Source organism: Bacillus sp. AFS073361, assembly GCF_002567005.1.
Taxonomy (GTDB): Bacteria; Bacillota; Bacilli; order Bacillales; family Cytobacillaceae; genus Neobacillus.
In genome coordinates this window covers 96,876-114,080 of sequence record NZ_NUZU01000010.1, presented here as the reverse complement: position 1 = coordinate 114,080, position 17,205 = coordinate 96,876, and the positions used below count along the sequence as shown (strand labels likewise).

The window sequence follows — 17,205 nt, the reverse complement described above, 5'->3', positions numbered from 1 at the left end:
ATTTTTATACTCCAAATCTATTATTAGCTACGAATCTTGCTTAATATGAGGTGAGACTTCGGGCTTATTCTTCTCTTCCCAAAGCCTTCCAAACCATTTCGTAAACCTTTTTCACGGGAATGTCATGAAGTCGTGCAATGCTTTTACATTCTTCAAACTCCGGAGCACATTGAACAATTTGTCCATTATACATTCCTTCTTTTACTGTCACAGGACCCCACATGGTAGTAACTTTCCTAAACTTTCTTTCTAACCGGTGTACGGTTAAAGGATAGTAGCGTATTCCTAGTGTGGTAGTTTCCTTAAAAAGAATTTCTTTCATTGTATTTATATGTTTCTCTGAACAAAGTAGTTGAAGTAATACGCCTGGTCTATTTTTTTTCATATATATCGGGGTATAGAAAACATCATTAGCGCCAGCCTCAAACAGCATGTCCATTACATAGCCAAGCCATTCTCCAGGAATATCATCGAGATTGACTTCCATTTTAACCATCTGATTATCAAGATGCTCATTACTGGGAGGAAGTTGAGAGACCATTAAATCATTTCCTTTCCTTTGGTAACGAAAAATAAATATAGAAAAAGGACGGTCAGCTTAAAGTTTCCTTTTAGTCTTCTCCAATGACGACACGAAGCACATTGGGATGATTTTTAAAGGTCTTCGTTCCAGCACCATAACCAATGGATGTAACCTTCATGGATGGTATCGGGCAAAATTCATCTGCCAAGACAGCCACAATTGCTGCTCCCGTTGGAGTGGTGAGCTCGAAGCGAATGTCAGATTGTTCAATTGGTACACCTTTTAAAATTTCAAGAGTGGCCGGTGCAGGTACAGGATAAATACCATGATCAATATGGATACGACCTGTTCCCACAGGAATGGGCGAGGATTTAATAACATCTATTTCTAATTGATGAATTAAGATAGCTGCACCGATAATGTCAATAATCGAATCAACTGCCCCAACTTCGTGAAAATGGACCTTCTCCAAGGGAATTCCATGGATATGTCCTTCCGCTTCACCAATTCTTTTAAAGATTTTTAATGCTGTATTTTTCACAGGCTCAACAAAACCTGCCCCCTCAATTAAAGCAACAATGTCTTTATAAGCCCGGTGGTCATGATCATGATGATGGCCATTTCCATGGCTATGATTATGGTGGTCATGATGATGCTCATCCTCGTGTGCATGGATGTGTTCGTGACTGTGTCCATGTTCGTGTTCATGGTCATGTACGTGACTGTGTTCATGTTCGTGTTCATGGTCATGACTGTGTTCGTGATCATGATCATGGGCATGGATGTGTTCGTGTTCATGGTCATGACTGTGTTCGTGATCATGATCATGGGCATGGATGTGTTCGTGATCAAGTTCGTGATCGTGATCATGTGCATGGTGATGGGAATGAACATTCTTCAACATCACATCAAATTTAGTACTTGTAATCCCATTTTTCACTAACTTTGTCCATTTCAACATATATTCATCATCAATATGAAGTTTTTTTAATTCTTCTACTAAACGATTCGGATCTGCGCCCGCATCAATCAAAGCTCCAATGACCATATCTCCGCTAATACCTGAAAAACAATCAAAATAAAGTGTTCTCACTATTTCCCGGCCCCTTTTTGTGCAAGTTGATCAATTAATACGGCGTTATATCCCCCGCCAAACCCATTATCAATATTCACAACACTAATCCCTGATGCACATGAATTCAACATCGTTAATAAGGCAGATAATCCATTAAAATTTGCTCCATACCCCACACTCGTTGGCACAGCTATAACCGGATGTGAAACGAGTCCGCCAACTACACTTGGAAGTGCCCCTTCCATACCCGCAACAACAACAGAGACTGTGGCATTTTGAATTTCCTCAGCATGACTTAGCAAGCGATGAATTCCAGCAACACCTACATCATAGATACGATGTACTTTGCTGCCTAATACTTCGGCAGTAACCGCGGCTTCTTCGGCAACACGTAAGTCCGATGTACCTGCACAAATTACGGCAATATATCCTTGTGACTCTCCTTCAAACAATTTGTCCTCTTTCCAAAAAAGAATTTGTGCTACTTCTTTGTAAATAAATTCAGGGCAAGAACGTTGGACAATTTCTGCCTTTTCCTTGTTAATACGCGTGACGAGCACTTGGTTATTTCGAGCTCTTAACACTTGGATAATCGAAATAATTTGTTCAGTCGTTTTCCCTTCACCGTATACGACCTCTGGGAAGCCTTGACGTTTCTTACGATGATGGTCAACTTTAGCAAAACCCAAATTCTCAAATGTTGCTAGTTGCTCTTTTGCTTCTTTGACACTTAGGGTTCCTCTTTGAACCTGCTCTAAAATTTCTTCAAGCATTCATTTCCCCCCTATTTATATAAACTCAAAAATGTTTAGACATTCCACTTGCCAGCTTTTCATATTTCTCATAAATAAGTCTATATTTTTCACTATTCTCTTTATTAGGAACGATTGCCTTACCCATTGGGATATTCCTTTTAATCTCTTCAAAGGAATGAACTTTATCAATGGCCACTAATGCTGTCCAGGCTGCTCCCCATGCTGCGCTGTGGTGGCTCTCCGGCACATAAATTTCCGCCTCGAATACATCTGCCATCATTTGCAGCCACAATGGAGATCTGGATAAACCACCATTAACATAAATCTTTTGATGTTTCCCTGCTAAACTCTCTAAAGTTTTGCCAATTTGAAAGAGGTTAAAAGTAATCCCCTCTAGAACCGCTCGAATAAAATGTTCTCTTTTATGCGTAACAGATAATCCAAAGAAATTCCCTTTTGCCCGTTGATTCCAAAGTGGTGCTCTTTCGCCATTTAGATAGGGGTGAAAGATGATTCCATCGGCACCAAGCGGCACCTTTTCTGCATCTGCAAGGAAATCAGCGAAGTCTCTAGGATCATTCAAAAGGTCTTTTAACCATTGTAGTGCATTCCCGCCATTATTGGTAGGTCCTCCAATGATAGAAAAATCCTTTGTAAAAGAATAACAAAAGGTTTCTTGATTTTCGCTCATTTTAACTCCACTTGTGAATTGCCGAATGGCCCCGCTAGTCCCAACTGAAACCGCCACTTCACCAGGGAGAATCGCTCCAATTCCCAAGTTAGCCAATTGGCCATCCGCAGCACCGATGACAAAAGGAAGGTCAGAATCAATCCCCATTTCATCGGCTTTTAGAGGATTAATCCCTGTTAAAATCTCGGTTGGGGGGACAATTCTAGAAAGCTGATTTTCATGAATACCCGTTAGAGATAATAATGTTTGATTCCACGTATGTGTGTCAGGATTAAATAACCCTGTCGCAGATGCCATTGAATAATCTATAACCCTTTGATTATACCAGCATTGAAGTAAATACTCCTTAATTGACATAAAGTATTTCGCTTGAACGTAAGGTTCATATTTCGTTTCTTTCATCCATAATAACTTAACAAATGGCGTCATGGGATGAACCGGTGTACCTGTGTCTGAATACACCTCATTTCCCATTGTTTCTATCACTGATTCTGCTTGTAGATAACTTCTTCCATCCGCCCAAATTAAGGCTGGAGATATAGGAGTGCCATTATTATCCACACAAATAAGGGAATGCATGGCGGAAGAAAATCCAATTGAAATCAAATCATTTTTCTCAATCTTGGCTTTCTCTATTGCCTCATGTATTGCTTGTACAGCTGATTGCTCAATCTCAATAGGGTTTTGTTCGACCCATCCTTGCTTTGGATAATGGAATGTGTTCATTCTCTCAGCTTCGGCGACTAATTTACCTTGGAGGTCAAATACGCATGCTTTAACACTTGTTGTTCCGATATCAAGTCCCATTACAACTTCTCTTGACATGTTCTCCTCTTCCTTTTCACATAACAATAAGTAATATTATTATTTATTGCTATTTTTATAATCGTTATATTAAAAGGCTCTGGATTATTCCAAAGCCTTTTTATTAAAAGTACTTTCCTAAAGCACATTTGCAAAGAAGAAAGCTCTATGACAGCACCTTATTCATGCTTCCACTCTGATATCCAATTAAATCTAACGTGATATATTTGTACCCATATCCTTGAAGTGCTTTCACGATTGCGTCATGATTTTCAAGAATCTTCTTCATTTCATTAGGTTCTACTTCGATCCTTGCAATCTCCTGATGTGTTCGCACCCGTACCTGATGGATAGCAAGTGACTTTAAATAAGCTTCGGCTTTTTCTACCTTCGTCAGCTTTTCTTTTGTAATATATTCCCCGTAGGCAATTCTTGATGAAAGACACGCTAATGATGGTTTATCCCAAGTTGGCAAATCAAATTCTCTCGAGAGTTCTCTGATTTCTTGTTTAAACAGATTAGCTTCTAGGAGTGGACCGCGTATCCCCTTCTCTTTAGCGGCCTGCATACCTGGTCGAAATTCATTCATATCATCTGCTATGACACCATAAACCACATTTTGAAAGCCCTTTTCATCCATGACTGGAATCAAATGATCAAATAAACTGCTTTTACAAAAATAGCATCGATTTCTATTGTTTTCCGCATATCCTGGAATAGCAAGTTCTGAGGTTTCAATCACTTGGTGCCTGACACCTATTTGATTTGCAAGAACTCTTGCCTCTTCTAGTTCACTTGAGGGGTAGCTTTCAGAGTCTGCTGTTACTGCGAGTACATGCTCAGCCCCTAGGGCATCCACAGCAGCCTTTAATAAAAAAGTACTGTCTACTCCTCCTGAAAATGCAACTACCACTGATTCCATATCTCGGAGAATAGACTTTAATTTTTTGTATTTTTCTGTTAGCATGGTCTGTTTCTCCCCCAATCCCATATCTAATTTAAGTCAGCCATTGTTAATTTATTTAATGGACTTTAGAATTATGTTCACCTTGGATTTATATTGTCATGCTGCCAAAGCCGCCATCTACTCTTATAAGCGTTCCTGTTACAAAACTCGACGCTTTTTCAGAAGCAAGCCAAACCGCAGCACCTTGTAACTCTTCCGCTTCACCAAAACGATTCATTGGAGTATGTCTCATGATTGATTCAATCCGCTCTTTATCTAAAATTTTTCGGTTTTGTTCCGCAGGGAAAAATCCTGGAATAATTGCATTGACACGAATCCCATTTGGTGCAAATTCACGTGCTAAAAATTGTGTAACGCTGTTAAGGCCAGCTTTTGATACGGAATAAGTAAATACTCTTGATAATGGGGTTGTTGAAGAAACAGAAGAGATATTAATAATACTTCCTTTTCTTTCCTGCTCAATCATTTTCTTTGCAAAAATCTGACAGGTTAACACAATACCTTTTAAATTTATATCCATAATTTTGTCCCATTCGTCCATACCAAGTTCAAAGAAGGGTGTAGCACTATTTGTACCCGGGGCGTTTAATAGAATGTCCCAGCCGCCAGACCATTGATCAATTTCATTTGCTGCGTTAACTAAAGACTCCTTTGAACTAACATCTGCAGAAAATGCCTTGGCTTCCCCGCCACTCTCATTAATTTCCTTGGCAACTTCTTCTGCTTTTTCAAGATTACGTCCAACAATTGCAACTTTGGCGCCGTGGGAAGCCAAGCCTTTTGCCATTGCTGACCCCAAAACACCATTTCCACCAATTGCAACTGCAACTGTGCCACTTAAATCAAATAATTGTGCCATGATTACTCTCTCCCTTTTTCTATTAAAATAAATTTCCACTTTCATTGAAAGGAATGTCATAAAGATCAGAACATTGTTCCATATTAGGATGCTGCCTCACGTAATCTAGTAAAGGCTCCGATACTTCAATTTCACTTAATACTAATGTATTTTTTATGCGTACTAATTTAACGTTCGTAAAATCTAGAATGTTACATGTTTTAATTGCTGCTTGGAATGCTTGTTTATCATTTGGTAAGGTCGTAGCAATTTTAGTTGGAGCCACAACGGTTGAAGTTAAACCATTCGCATAGGTTCCTTCTTTATCCATCTTGTCTACAAGCCGTTGCGTCGTAAAGTCTGCCGTTCCTACCCCATTTGCATTTCCCTCGGATTGATGGGTTACATCGAGGACCACCATTTTGTTAACATCCGGTCCACCAGAAGCATATGGAGTTGGATAACGTCCGGTAATATTAGGATCCATTCCATCTCCACTAATGTTTTTGCCAATTTCATCAATGACAAGGACATCCAATTGATCAAAGAAAAGCTTTGGCAATAACTCTTTTGCTTGCTTTTGAAGTTCAGGTTCTTTATTTATAATCTCTTCTGTCGTAAGTACTTCAATAATAGCTACTTTATCAAATGCATTTTCAACGGATGCAACCCCAAACAGGAATGGGGTCTTTTCCATGATGATCTTCGCCATGGCAGGAACATTTTCTGCCATATACTTAAATCCCATTTGATGGCAAGCTTCTGCACCTTTTTGCTTTCCTAACCCAATACTGATCATCTTCATCATTCCACTTTCAACAGGACCACGAAAAGCTGTGTGTGGTTTGATACGGTTAATGACCACAATTCCATCTGCTTCTGAAGCAAATTTATCCACATAAATAGGCAATCCATTCGGCAGCTCACTAATTTTTACTACTTCCATTGAAGAGCGAATCTCACAGCCGACACTTTCTTCGGTTACCCCAAGATGTGCTAAAACTTCGCGCTGTCCCTCCGCTGTCGCGCCCCCGTGGCTCCCCATACTTGGCACTATGAAAGGTTTGGTCCCCAAATCTTTTAAAAATCTTACTGTTACTTCGGTCATTTCAACGAGGCGATCGAGCCCCCGGCTGCCAACAGCGATGGCAATTTCCATCCCAGGCTTAACCTTTTCCTGAATTTCTACTCGTTGTAATTGTGCCATCAGGGTTGAACCAAGGTCATCAATTTTTTTGTTATCAAAGTTCACTTTGACCTTTGCCATTTTAGGAACTGGAATATCTTTTAATAATTCTTGCAGGATACCCATAGTTGCTTCACTCCTTTTTTATACCTATTAAGTTTTCCTCTTTCGATCCTATTCCATGTACTTATGAAATTTTATAAATGATAATCCTCTTGTAATCCCTTACAAAAGAAGTATAAAAAAAGGTATTTTTATTTAATTTGTTTACCAAACAAACTAATTATCTGTATAATAACATTATGAACAATTTACGTCAATAAATATGAGATTTTTTCCTTTTAAAAAACTAAGGAGGTTCTTTATGCTCACAGGAGATGCAGCATTTATCAAAAAAATGAACAGATCGTTAATCTTAAGTAAAATTGTTGAGCATAAAATGATATCTAGAGCAGAGTTAGCAAAAATGACGGGATTAAATAAAGCTACAATCTCAGTACAGGTATCCGATTTGTTAGAAAAAAAATTAATTATTGAAACACAACAGGAACACAAAAGTTTAGGGAGAAGGCCAGTCATGCTCTCTATTAACCGTGAGGCAGGTTTTGTCCTCGGAATCGATTTGGATAAAAATTCAATTACATTTACCATATCAGATTTAATCGGTACTTCCGTTCAGACCGAAATAATTGAACTGCAAGTATCAGCTTATGATGTCATTCTGGATTTATTAATTGAACAAATTAAAAGTTATACACAAAGGTTCGCTCCTTCTTATTACGGTATTGTTGGAATTGCGATTGGAATCCATGGAATTGTCAATAAAAATGAAATGGTTGATTATGTCCCCCAACATGGCTGGCAAAACAAAAACTTAAAAAAAGACTTAGAGAATGAAATTGGAGTCAAAGTTTACATCGAAAATAATGCCAACTTATGCTCGATTGCGGAAAAAGTGTACAAACACCATCAAAGTAGCAACTTATTATCGGTTAGTTTGTATTCTGGAATTGGAATTGGATTCATTATCAATGGTGTATTATTCAAAGGATACCACGGCTATGCAGGTGAGATTGGGCACATGATTGTCGTTCCAAATGGCCTGCCCTGCAGTTGCGGAAATTTAGGATGCTGGGAGCAATACGCCTCTGAAATGAGCCTATTTATCAAATTGGCTGAGAAACAAAAAGATTTGGCTTTCAACTTTGAGGATATCCAGCATCGGATTAAAGAACATGATTCTGCTTTCAATGAAGAGTTAGATCAATTTCTTTATTTTCTTTCGATTGGGTTAAATAATTTAATTAACCTTTATAATCCTGAAATCCTAGTGGTCAATAGTGAAGCACTTCGTTTATTTCCAGATACCGCCAATAAACTCAAAACCCATCTTTCTTCCTCAATTAGCCATTTTTCTGAATTGTATATCTCTGAATTTGGCAAAAAGGCATGTATTATGGGAGCCTGTGCTTTATCCCTTCAAAACTTTTTAGGAGTTTCAGAGCTATGTTTAACTTTGAGCGAAGAAAGCTTTCCCCATAAATAGAAGAAGCAAAAAGTAACAATAATCTGAACCAATCAGAACCAATTCACGAAAATAAAATGTGAATTGGTTTTTTTGTTAAATAAAAGAAAGGTGCCTGACACCATCCTAGTGCCTGACACCCATTTTATTTAAAACCATTCAGTAAATCCTAATTTTCTCAAATGTTTTGCTGAAATTTCTAAACAGTCAAATGGATCGCGGCCATAGGTATCATCTTGTTCCACCAAGAAATACTGTGCGCCACTCTCTAGACCTGCTTCAGTAATTGCCTTGATATCAAGGTTACCTTCCCCAAGTTCCGCAAATTCAATCGTATTCGTAAAGATATGCATGAATTTTGCCATATCTTTAAAGTCTACTTCACTTAAATCCATTTGTCCGATTCGGTAATCTTTGAGGTGAATTAAAGAAATGCGTCCAGCGTATTGTTTAACAATCTCAACAGGGTTTACGCCTGCTCTTTGAATCCAGTGAACATCTAACTCAAAACCTAGTTTAGTTGTGTTATTTTTAATGATATCCAATAAATATTCACCATCATATTTTTGGAATTCAAGATGATGTGTATGATAATACAATTCAATTCCATGTTCAGCTAATCTATGGGCCATCGCTTCTGCTTTTTCAATAAAATCCATGATTCTATCTTTGTGACCCATACAAGTTAACGGCAGCATTCCGATTCGTAAAAAATTACAGTCGAGCGTCTTACAATCATTTACGATTTTTTCAAAATCACTAGTTAATGTCTCACCAGGCACTCCAGGAAGCATGGGCTCTAGTGCAGCTGAAAGAGCTGCTATTTTGATATCAAAGTCGATACTAGCTCTCCTTAATTCCGCGACATTCTCAGCTGTCATCGGGATCTGTGATACCTCAACAGCGTGATAGCCAAGTTCACTTACTTTTTTCATTGTTTCATAGGCACCAAGTTCTTCGACTTTGCCTTTAAGCATCATCATTTGCACGCCGATTTTACCCTTTTTCATGGTTACCCCTCCATCTTAATACTTTGTTTTGTCTCTGAAGATAGTCGAATGGCATCAATCATTTGAATAGATACAAGCGCATCCTTTGCATGAACATAATCATGAGTGCCCTGTAAAATACAGTTATAGAATTGATTGATTGTTTTCGCGTGGCTGGCACCATAATAGAATTTCGAGCCAGGCAGCTTAGCATCTTCTATCAATTCTTCCTTTTTTCCCTCTTCATTTATCCTTGTGAGAATGCTGTCTTTAATGATGAATTTACCCTTTTCAAGATATACTTCTAGCTCTACACTGGAGTTCTCTGGATTGGCATTGGTTGAAAAATATAATCCTCTTGCACCGTTTTCGAAGAGTATATGTGCAGAAGCTGTATCTTCCACTTCAATCCCATAATCCAATAATTGGTCCACAGAACCTCTTATTAATTCTATTTTTCCTCCGACTAGCTGGATTAAATCCAGTGTATGAAGGGATTGATTGATCATGGAACCGCCCCCGGCATACGCCATTTTTCCACGCCATGGTTTCACATCATAATAAGCTTTTGGCCTATACCATGCCACCAGCCCTTTAACTCCTGTGACTTTGCCATATTCGCCGCCTTTGACAATCTCCATAAGCATTTCAAACGACTCATTATAACGGTTTTGTAAACAGACTCCGATTTTAACTTCACTATGGCCTTCCTCTAGTTTTACCAGTGCCCTTCCTTCCTCAGTGTTCAAGCCCAACGGCTTTTCTTGAAAAACATGAACTCCCGCATCTACACAATCTCTTGTTACAGGATAATGTAGATAGTGAGGAAGACAATTATGGACAACATCAAGGTTTTCTATTTCAAGCATCTCGTTATAATCCGTATAAAAATTTACCCCTGGTACGGTATCTTTTAATGATTCATTAATATCACAAACTGCCGCCAACTCGGCATTTGGGTTAGCTTGTATAGCTGGAATATGAATTTTAGAAATATCTCCAAGTCCAATTACCGCAACTTTTAGCATTTGCTCCTCCCCTTTTTTGAAACGAACCCGGGAGCGTATTTGCACCCGAGTTCGTTTCAAATGTTCGATTACTTTCTAACCGGGTATTTTCCTTCTTCAGCAATCCGTTTATTTAATTCTTCTAGGAATAAATCTTCATCAAATGGTACTTCTATTTCCTTGCCTAACCAGCTTGACAGGTGCATCGCATTTGCAAGTCTAACACCATTAATTCCATCGCTGCCAGGAGCTAATAATGGGGTACCTTCTACAATTGAAGAAGCAAAGTCTTCTAAGACAGCAATGTGCTGTTCGCCCCAAACATTACCAAAATCAAGTACTTCCTCAGTGAAAATGTCACCTGCACCGCCGCCCATAAACAGCTTCATAACATCTGACATATCCATGGAATTGCTCATTTCATTCTCAGATTGTTTCAGGCGCTTAATGGTTACTTTCTTACTATCATCTACCACGATTTTTCCTTTATCTCCCAGGATTTCTAAACGGTCAGTTCCCATTACATCGTGTGTACGAGTTACGAATACACCAGTAGCACCATTTCCATAATCAAATACTGCAGTCACATCGTCCTCAACCACAATATCTCTTTGATAGCCATAATTTACTTTTGCATAAACCTTTTTCGGCATGCCGCAAATCCATTGAAGCAAGTCAATTTGGTGTGGTGCTTGGTTTACAAGGACACCACCGCCTTCTCCACCCCAAGTTGCTCTCCATTCACTTTGATTGTAGTACCCTTGAGGTCTCCACCAGGTAGTAATAATCCAGTTGGTATTGCGGATGCTGCCAATCTCACCATTATCAATAAGTTCTTTTACTTTTTTATAAAGTGGATTTGTACGCTGGTTAAAGAAAATGGCAAACCTAAGTTCAGGCTTGGATGCTGCAAAATCGTTTAACTCTTTCACTTGTTTTGTATAAACACCAGCTGGTTTTTCCACTAATGCATGAATGTTTCTTTTTAGTGATTCAATTCCCATTTCAGGATGTAGATAATGTGGAACAGTTGTAACGACTGCATCAACATCACCACTTTCAAGCATATCGATATAATTATCGTAGAAAGGAACACCAGGATACTTCTCTTCCGCTACTTGTTTTTTAGCAGGATCATTATCACAAATCGCACCAATCACCATGTTTTTAACTTTTCCTTCAGAAATGAAATTAGCGTACATACCACCTTCTGCACCTAATCCAATAATCCCTAATCTTACATCTGCCATAATTAAATTCCCTCGCTTTCGATTTCTTTAAGAATGTCTAGAAGTGCTTCATATTGAAGCTTGTAGCCGCTGACACCATCCAGCCCTTTGTTGTCCTTAATAACCTCCGCCGCATCCTCAAGCTCTAGATCTTTTAAGGAGTCAAAGAGAACTAGATGTGGTTCAAGTGTTAGAAAGCCCTTGTAACCACTGTTTATTACTTGGGATAGAATCTCAGGAATCTTACCTTCACCCGTGCCACATACTACGTTTTCATGATCGGTTGTAACTGCATCTTTAATATGGATATAAACGATTTCTTCCTTTAATAAATTGAAACACTCCTGTGTGTCCTCACCACACTGAACAAAGTTAGCAAAGTCAAAAATCCCCTTAAAGTGTGCTGAACCAACTTCTTTTAAAATCTCATAACATCTTCTCGCAATATCTCCATAGATGTCCTTTTCATTTTCATGTAATAAAATAACATTGTATTTTTCCGCAATTGCCGCAAATTCTTTTAGTTTGCTAATCACATCTTCTTTATATTGGTCGGGGACTTCACCTTTTGGAATATAAAAACTGAATATACGAATGTATTTACAATCTAATAAAATAGCAATTTGGCAAAGCGTGTCCAACATCAGCTTTTGCTTTGCAAATCCTTCTTCATCATTGATGAAGACTTTACCAATAGGTGAGCCGATAGAAGAAACACCGATTCCAGCTTTTTGAAGCCTTGGTTGAACATTTTCTTTAACTTCATCGACTGTAAAGTCACCTATATTTTTCCCATCAATACCCCGCAATGAAATGTAACGCATACCTAACTTCGCTACAACTTCTATTTGAATATCAAAATCAGACGAAATTTCATCCGAAAAACCTGAAATCAATAAATCATTATTCACGTCAGACTGTTCCTCCTTATTTCTATAGGTTGTTAACAGACCTTTTGCTATCATCTACAAATCAGGATTTGATGATTTATGCTCTAATCATAAATGAAAACGTTTTTCTATTCTCGTAAAATTTTGCGAATAATAGTAAAATGTTTATAATAAATAAGAAAATTAAAGACAATCGGGAAGTGTTAGCATGTCCTATCAAGAACTTGAAAGATTATGCAAATTTGCGTTCAGTTTTTCCCATATTGATACCATTTTTATCGATCTTAAATCACAGATAATAAGTGAATTTGGCCACAATCAAGTACCTGAACCTTTAAAAGGGTACTTTGGAAATTTTCATAGTTTATTGAATCTACACGATTTAGCGACTGAACCAGATGTTCTATTCCATTCTAGTTCATACAAGATTAATTTTATCTCTGCAAAACTGTATAGACAGGAGGATTACATAGGGAGTATTGTGGTGGGACCTTTTTTGTTTGAGGAACCTACTTCTCTAATGATTCATGACATACTCTTTACTAACAAATTCTCTATTTCACTTAGCCATATAATGGAACAATTTTATTTATCTCTTCCGTTAATTAGTACATACAAAGCACAAACCATCGCCGAATTTCTTGCTTATCTTTTCTCAAATTTTAACCGGGATGATTCTTCCCTCCGAAAGATAACAATCGGTAAAATTAATTATTCACTGCACTCTGAATACCCTATGATTTCCGATGCCGTAAAAATAAACGCTAGGCCATCTATTGCTACTATCGAAGAAAGATATCGTACTCAAAATGATCTCATGTCAGCTGTAGAAAGCGGAAATCGAGCAAAGTTAGATAAAGTATTAAACGAAGGTATGTTTCTCTTTGAGAAAATCCCTGACCGCATTCCGAATGACCCTTTACGATCCAGAAAGAATTTAGCTTTCGTAAACAATACAGTGTTAAGAATCTCAGCTGAAAGAGGCGGTCTTCATCCTGTATATATCGACAGCATTTCAGAAAAATTTGCTATCCAAATTGAAAAGACGTCTTCCATTCAGCAGCTCTTAGACCTTCAAATGCAAATGTACTATGAATATTGTGATGCTGTAAAAAAGCTCTCCTTAAAAAATTTCAATCATTTAATTCGAAAAGCAATCGAGTATATTCGTTTAAATTTAGATCAAGATTTAAGACTGGATACCATATCCAATGCCATTCAATCTAATAGTTACGAACTCTCAAGACAATTTAAAAAAGAGACGGGCAAATCGATAACAGAGTACATCAATAAACTCAGGATTAATGAAGCCATAAAAATTATGGAGAATGAAAGTCTGTCCATCACAGACATTGCTTTATTAGTAGGCTTTAACGACGTCAACTACTTTACAAAGGTATTTAAAAAGATCAATGGAATCACTCCTTCTGAATTCCGAAAAGGATTGAATGGTGTCAGGCACTAAGAAAAGTGGAAGTGCTATGTAAAAAAAAGGGCTGCCCCAAGAGTAATTTATCACTTTTGAGACAGCCCTTTTGGCCATATATTCATTTCGGTAACTTGCTGTTATTATTCCATCCAGTTTGTATGGAAAATACCTTCTTTATCAATACGTTGGTACGTATGTGCACCAAAATAGTCACGTTGTGCTTGTAATAGATTCGCTGGAAGTGTTTCTGTGCGATAGCTGTCATAATACGCAATTGCGCTTGCAAAAGATGGAACAGGGATTCCACGTTCGATCGCCACTGCAAGAACTTGACGTAATGGCTGCTGATAGTTCTCAACGATTTCTTTAAAATAAGGATCTAGTAATAGGTTTCTTAATTCAGGATCACGATCATAGGCATCTTTGATTTTTTGTAAGAATTGCGCACGAATGATACAGCCGCCGCGGAAAATCATTGCGATATCTCCGTAACGAAGATTCCAATCGTATTCCTCTGATGCAGCACGCATTTGTGCAAAACCTTGTGCATAAGAAACAATTTTACTCATATATAACGCCTTACGAACTGCTTCGATTAATTCTTCTTTATTGCCTTCAAAAGCCTTAACTTCTGGTCCATTAAGAACCTGACTTGCCTTAACACGCTCATCCTTCATTGCCGAAATAAAGCGGGCAAATACAGATTCAGTGATAATTGGAAGTGGAACACCTAAGTCTAAAGCATTTTGGCTTGTCCATTTACCAGTACCCTTTTGACCAGCTGTATCGAGGATTAAATCTACCATTGGTTTACCAGTTTCTTCATCCACTTTTGTAAAGATATCAGCCGTAATTTCAATCAAGTAGCTGTCTAATTCGCCTTTATTCCATTCAGCAAAGACCTCATGAAGCTCTTTTGCATCTAAACCAAGGACATTTTTCAAAATAAAATAAGCTTCACAGATTAACTGCATATCTCCATACTCAATTCCGTTATGAACCATTTTCACATAGTGACCCGCACCATTCGGACCAATATACGTACAGCAAGGATCGCCCTCTACTTTTGCAGAAATGGCTTCTAAGATAGGTTTAACAAGGTTATAAGCTTCTTCTTTACCGCCTGGCATGATAGAAGGACCTTTTAATGCGCCTTCTTCTCCACCTGAAACGCCAGTTCCGATGAAATGGAACCCTGCTGTCTCTAGTTCCTTATTACGTCTGATTGTATCTTGGAAGAATGTATTCCCACCATCAATTAGGATATCGCCTTCTTCAAGATACGGCTTCAAGGAGTCAATTGTCGCATCCGTTGCAGTACCTGCTTTAACCATTAATAAAATTTTGCGAGGCTTTTCTAAAGAATTAACGAATTCTTCAACGGTCCGAGCACCTACAAAGTTTTTTCCTTCTGCCTCATTCTTTAAGAATTCTTCTGTTTTTTCATAAGAACGATTAAAAACAGCGACAGAATTACCGCGGCTTTCGATATTTAGGGCAAGGTTTTTACCCATAACGGCTAAACCAATTACACCAATTTGTTGTTTAGACATACAATCCCTCTTTCTTATTTAATAATCCTATTTAGATAAACATATTTCTGACAATAATACAAACAAAAAGTGCTTTTTAACTAAATATTCTTGCTAATACACATCAATAGTTTTGCCAACCATGTTAAATAAATGTGGTCAATGTGAAGCCCTATTTAGCGTTCTAAAAAATATCTTTCAGCATTATTAAAGCAGATATTCCTTACCATTTGCTCCATACGCTTCATGTCATTTGGTACCGACCCTTTTTCCACCCAATCGCCAAGGATATTACACAGAATTCGGCGGAAGTAATCATGACGAGCATAAGATAAGAAGCTGCGCGAGTCTGTTAGCATACCGATAAAATGGCTGAGTAATCCAACATTTGCATAATCCTTCATTTGTCTCTCCATACCATCGATATGATCAACAAACCACCATCCTGAACCTAATTGAACCTTACCAGGAACACCTTCTTCATAGAAGTTCCCCATCATGCCAGCTAATGTTACGTTATCTTTTTGGTTCAAGTTAAATAATACTGTTCTTGGCAGTGCGTTTTCTTGATCTAAAGAATCAAGGAATCTCGACAAGCCTTCAGTCATATTAGCTTCTCCAACTGAATCAAATCCCACATCAGTCCCAAGCAATTCTTTCATTCTGGTGTTATTGTTTCGCAGCGCTCCCATGTGAAGCTGCATAACCCACTGCTTTTCAGCATACATTTTTCCAAGTTCTTTTAAAAGGAAAATCCGATAGGCGATCAATTCACCATCTGTAAGTTGTTCACCGCTTATACGTTTATTGAAGATCGCTTCTACTTTTTGTTTGCTTGTTTCTACATATTCCATCTTTTGAATGTCATGATCAGACGCACGGCCGCCATTTTCATGAAAATACTCGACTCTTTGTTTTAAAGCTGATAAAAGGCCATCTAAGGAATCTGTTTTTATGCCGGAAACATCCGCCAATTTTTCAATCCAGCTTGCAAAAGTTGGGCGTTCAATAAACATCGCACCATCTGGTCGGAATGTTGGTGCAATTGTCGTTTCAAAGGTGTCATCATTTTTCAATAACTGATGGTATTCTAGTGTGGAGATTGGATCATCGGTCGTTCCGATAAACTTTACGTTTGACCTCTCAATTAAAGCCCGCGCACTGAATTCTGATGACTGTAATTTTTCATTACATTCATCCCAAATTTCACGAGCTGTTTCTGGACTTAATACTTTATTAATTCCGAAAAACATTTTTAATTCCAAGTGTGTCCAATGATAAACAGGATTTCCAAGTAAATGAGGGACTGTCTCTGCCCACTTTTCAAATTTTTCCCAATCACTAGCTTCACCTGTAATATAGCGTTCACCAACACCATTCATGCGCATCGTTCTCCACTTGTAATGGTCCCCACCAAGCCAAATTTGTGTAATATTTTCATATGACTTGTTTTCCCAAACTTCTTTCGGATCTAGGTGACAATGGAAATCAAAAATTGGTGAAGTTGCTGCTGCATTTTCATATAACTTTACTGCAGCTTCGGAATTTAGCAAAAAGTGTTGATCCATAAATTTTTTCATCTAATCCATCTCCTTATAATACAATTCATACGTAGAGCGCTTGCTGTAACCCCTTACAGTAATCTATAAATATTTGCTAACAGATAATTCTATTTTAATTTGTTTATTAAACAAATTAATTACATACATAATTTATCATGTTTAATATGTTTAGTCAATTAACTATTTAGGAATAAATAGAATAT

Annotated in this window: 15 protein-coding genes; 2 read left to right on the top strand and 13 right to left on the bottom strand. The window is 37.9% G+C overall.

The annotated features are described in order from the left end of the window. Positions 1-64 precede the first annotated feature (64 nt). The 7 genes from larC2 to COJ96_RS06220 all read right to left on the bottom strand — a co-directional run bounded on the left by larC2 (position 65) and on the right by COJ96_RS06220 (position 6,965). Positions 65-541, bottom strand: a complete 477-nt coding sequence (larC2, locus tag COJ96_RS06250) for a nickel pincer cofactor biosynthesis protein LarC2 (protein WP_098572102.1) — start codon at positions 539-541, stop codon at positions 65-67. A gap of 70 nt (positions 542-611) precedes the next feature. Beyond that, on the bottom strand, positions 612-1,616 hold the full coding sequence (gene larC / locus COJ96_RS06245) for a nickel pincer cofactor biosynthesis protein LarC (RefSeq protein ID WP_098572101.1): 1,005 nt from the start codon (positions 1,614-1,616) through the stop codon (positions 612-614). After that, positions 1,616-2,371 (bottom strand): nickel pincer cofactor biosynthesis protein LarB, encoded by a 756-nt coding sequence (gene larB, locus COJ96_RS06240; RefSeq protein WP_098572100.1) that lies wholly within the window; start codon positions 2,369-2,371, stop codon positions 1,616-1,618. The genes larC and larB overlap by 1 nt, the downstream gene beginning before the upstream one ends. A 25-nt stretch (positions 2,372-2,396) precedes the next feature. After that, a complete protein-coding gene (locus COJ96_RS06235) occupies positions 2,397-3,869 on the bottom strand; it encodes a gluconokinase (RefSeq protein WP_098572099.1) in 1,473 nt (490 codons plus the stop codon). A gap of 145 nt (positions 3,870-4,014) precedes the next feature. Continuing rightward, a complete protein-coding gene (larE, locus tag COJ96_RS06230) occupies positions 4,015-4,815 on the bottom strand; it encodes an ATP-dependent sacrificial sulfur transferase LarE (protein ID WP_098572098.1) in 801 nt (266 codons plus the stop codon). Positions 4,816-4,903: 88 nt separating this feature from the next. Beyond that, positions 4,904-5,674 (bottom strand): SDR family oxidoreductase, encoded by a 771-nt coding sequence (locus tag COJ96_RS06225; RefSeq protein WP_098572097.1) that lies wholly within the window; start codon positions 5,672-5,674, stop codon positions 4,904-4,906. Positions 5,675-5,696: 22 nt separating this feature from the next. After that, positions 5,697-6,965: a nickel pincer cofactor-dependent isomerase, group 22 gene (locus COJ96_RS06220; RefSeq protein ID WP_098572096.1), complete on the bottom strand. Its 1,269-nt coding sequence runs from the start codon at positions 6,963-6,965 to the stop codon at positions 5,697-5,699. Positions 6,966-7,203: 238 nt separating this feature from the next. Here COJ96_RS06220 and COJ96_RS06215 point away from each other — a divergent pair, with 238 nt between their 5' ends. Continuing rightward, entirely contained in the window at positions 7,204-8,385 is a 1,182-nt protein-coding gene (locus COJ96_RS06215; RefSeq protein WP_098572095.1) for an ROK family transcriptional regulator, read from the top strand. A gap of 128 nt (positions 8,386-8,513) precedes the next feature. Here COJ96_RS06215 and COJ96_RS06210 read toward each other — a convergent pair whose 3' ends face one another. The 4 genes from COJ96_RS06210 to COJ96_RS06195 all read right to left on the bottom strand — a co-directional run bounded on the left by COJ96_RS06210 (position 8,514) and on the right by COJ96_RS06195 (position 12,500). Then, the gene (locus COJ96_RS06210) at positions 8,514-9,374 is read right to left on the bottom strand and encodes a sugar phosphate isomerase/epimerase family protein (protein ID WP_098572094.1); all 861 of its coding nucleotides are present in this window, start codon (positions 9,372-9,374) and stop codon (positions 8,514-8,516) included. Positions 9,375-9,376: 2 nt separating this feature from the next. Then, positions 9,377-10,381, bottom strand: a complete 1,005-nt coding sequence (locus tag COJ96_RS06205) for a Gfo/Idh/MocA family protein (protein WP_098572093.1) — start codon at positions 10,379-10,381, stop codon at positions 9,377-9,379. A 68-nt stretch (positions 10,382-10,449) separates the two neighbouring features. Continuing rightward, a complete protein-coding gene (locus COJ96_RS06200) occupies positions 10,450-11,610 on the bottom strand; it encodes a Gfo/Idh/MocA family protein (RefSeq protein WP_180230000.1) in 1,161 nt (386 codons plus the stop codon). 2 nt (positions 11,611-11,612) lie between these two features. Then, positions 11,613-12,500 carry a sugar phosphate isomerase/epimerase family protein gene (locus COJ96_RS06195; RefSeq protein WP_218936501.1) on the bottom strand — a complete coding sequence of 296 codons (888 nt, stop codon included), beginning with the start codon at positions 12,498-12,500 and terminating at the stop codon, positions 11,613-11,615. A gap of 187 nt (positions 12,501-12,687) precedes the next feature. On the opposite strand from COJ96_RS06195, the gene COJ96_RS06190 reads away from it, so the two are divergent. Then, positions 12,688-13,944 carry an AraC family transcriptional regulator gene (locus COJ96_RS06190; RefSeq protein ID WP_098572090.1) on the top strand — a complete coding sequence of 419 codons (1,257 nt, stop codon included), beginning with the start codon at positions 12,688-12,690 and terminating at the stop codon, positions 13,942-13,944. 104 nt (positions 13,945-14,048) lie between these two features. Here the strand turns inward: COJ96_RS06190 and gndA are convergent, their stop codons facing one another. Further along, positions 14,049-15,461, bottom strand: a complete 1,413-nt coding sequence (gene gndA, locus COJ96_RS06185) for an NADP-dependent phosphogluconate dehydrogenase (protein ID WP_098572089.1) — start codon at positions 15,459-15,461, stop codon at positions 14,049-14,051. Between the two features lie 155 nt (positions 15,462-15,616). After that, complete coding sequence (gene uxaC / locus COJ96_RS06180) at positions 15,617-17,020, bottom strand: glucuronate isomerase (RefSeq protein WP_098572088.1); 1,404 nt, start codon at positions 17,018-17,020, stop codon at positions 15,617-15,619. Positions 17,021-17,205 lie beyond the last annotated feature (185 nt).

What these genes read in the sequence shown, in the direction of transcription:
- larB (WP_098572100.1), bottom strand. Translation starts at nt 2,371, where the DNA reads ATGCTTGAAGAAATTTTAGAGCAGGTTCAAAGAGGAACCCTAAGTGTC.
- gndA (WP_098572089.1), bottom strand. Translation starts at nt 15,461, where the DNA reads ATGTCTAAACAACAAATTGGTGTAATTGGTTTAGCCGTTATGGGTAAA.
- COJ96_RS06200 (WP_180230000.1), bottom strand. Translation starts at nt 11,610, where the DNA reads ATGGCAGATGTAAGATTAGGGATTATTGGATTAGGTGCAGAAGGTGGT.
- larE (WP_098572098.1), bottom strand. Translation starts at nt 4,815, where the DNA reads ATGCTAACAGAAAAATACAAAAAATTAAAGTCTATTCTCCGAGATATG.
- COJ96_RS06210 (WP_098572094.1), bottom strand. Translation starts at nt 9,374, where the DNA reads ATGAAAAAGGGTAAAATCGGCGTGCAAATGATGATGCTTAAAGGCAAA.
- COJ96_RS06205 (WP_098572093.1), bottom strand. Translation starts at nt 10,381, where the DNA reads ATGCTAAAAGTTGCGGTAATTGGACTTGGAGATATTTCTAAAATTCAT.
- COJ96_RS06215 (WP_098572095.1), top strand. Translation starts at nt 7,204, where the DNA reads ATGCTCACAGGAGATGCAGCATTTATCAAAAAAATGAACAGATCGTTA.
- COJ96_RS06225 (WP_098572097.1), bottom strand. Translation starts at nt 5,674, where the DNA reads ATGGCACAATTATTTGATTTAAGTGGCACAGTTGCAGTTGCAATTGGT.
- larC2 (WP_098572102.1), bottom strand. Translation starts at nt 541, where the DNA reads ATGGTCTCTCAACTTCCTCCCAGTAATGAGCATCTTGATAATCAGATG.
- COJ96_RS06235 (WP_098572099.1), bottom strand. Translation starts at nt 3,869, where the DNA reads ATGTCAAGAGAAGTTGTAATGGGACTTGATATCGGAACAACAAGTGTT.
- COJ96_RS06220 (WP_098572096.1), bottom strand. Translation starts at nt 6,965, where the DNA reads ATGGGTATCCTGCAAGAATTATTAAAAGATATTCCAGTTCCTAAAATG.
- COJ96_RS06190 (WP_098572090.1), top strand. Translation starts at nt 12,688, where the DNA reads ATGTCCTATCAAGAACTTGAAAGATTATGCAAATTTGCGTTCAGTTTT.
- uxaC (WP_098572088.1), bottom strand. Translation starts at nt 17,020, where the DNA reads ATGAAAAAATTTATGGATCAACACTTTTTGCTAAATTCCGAAGCTGCA.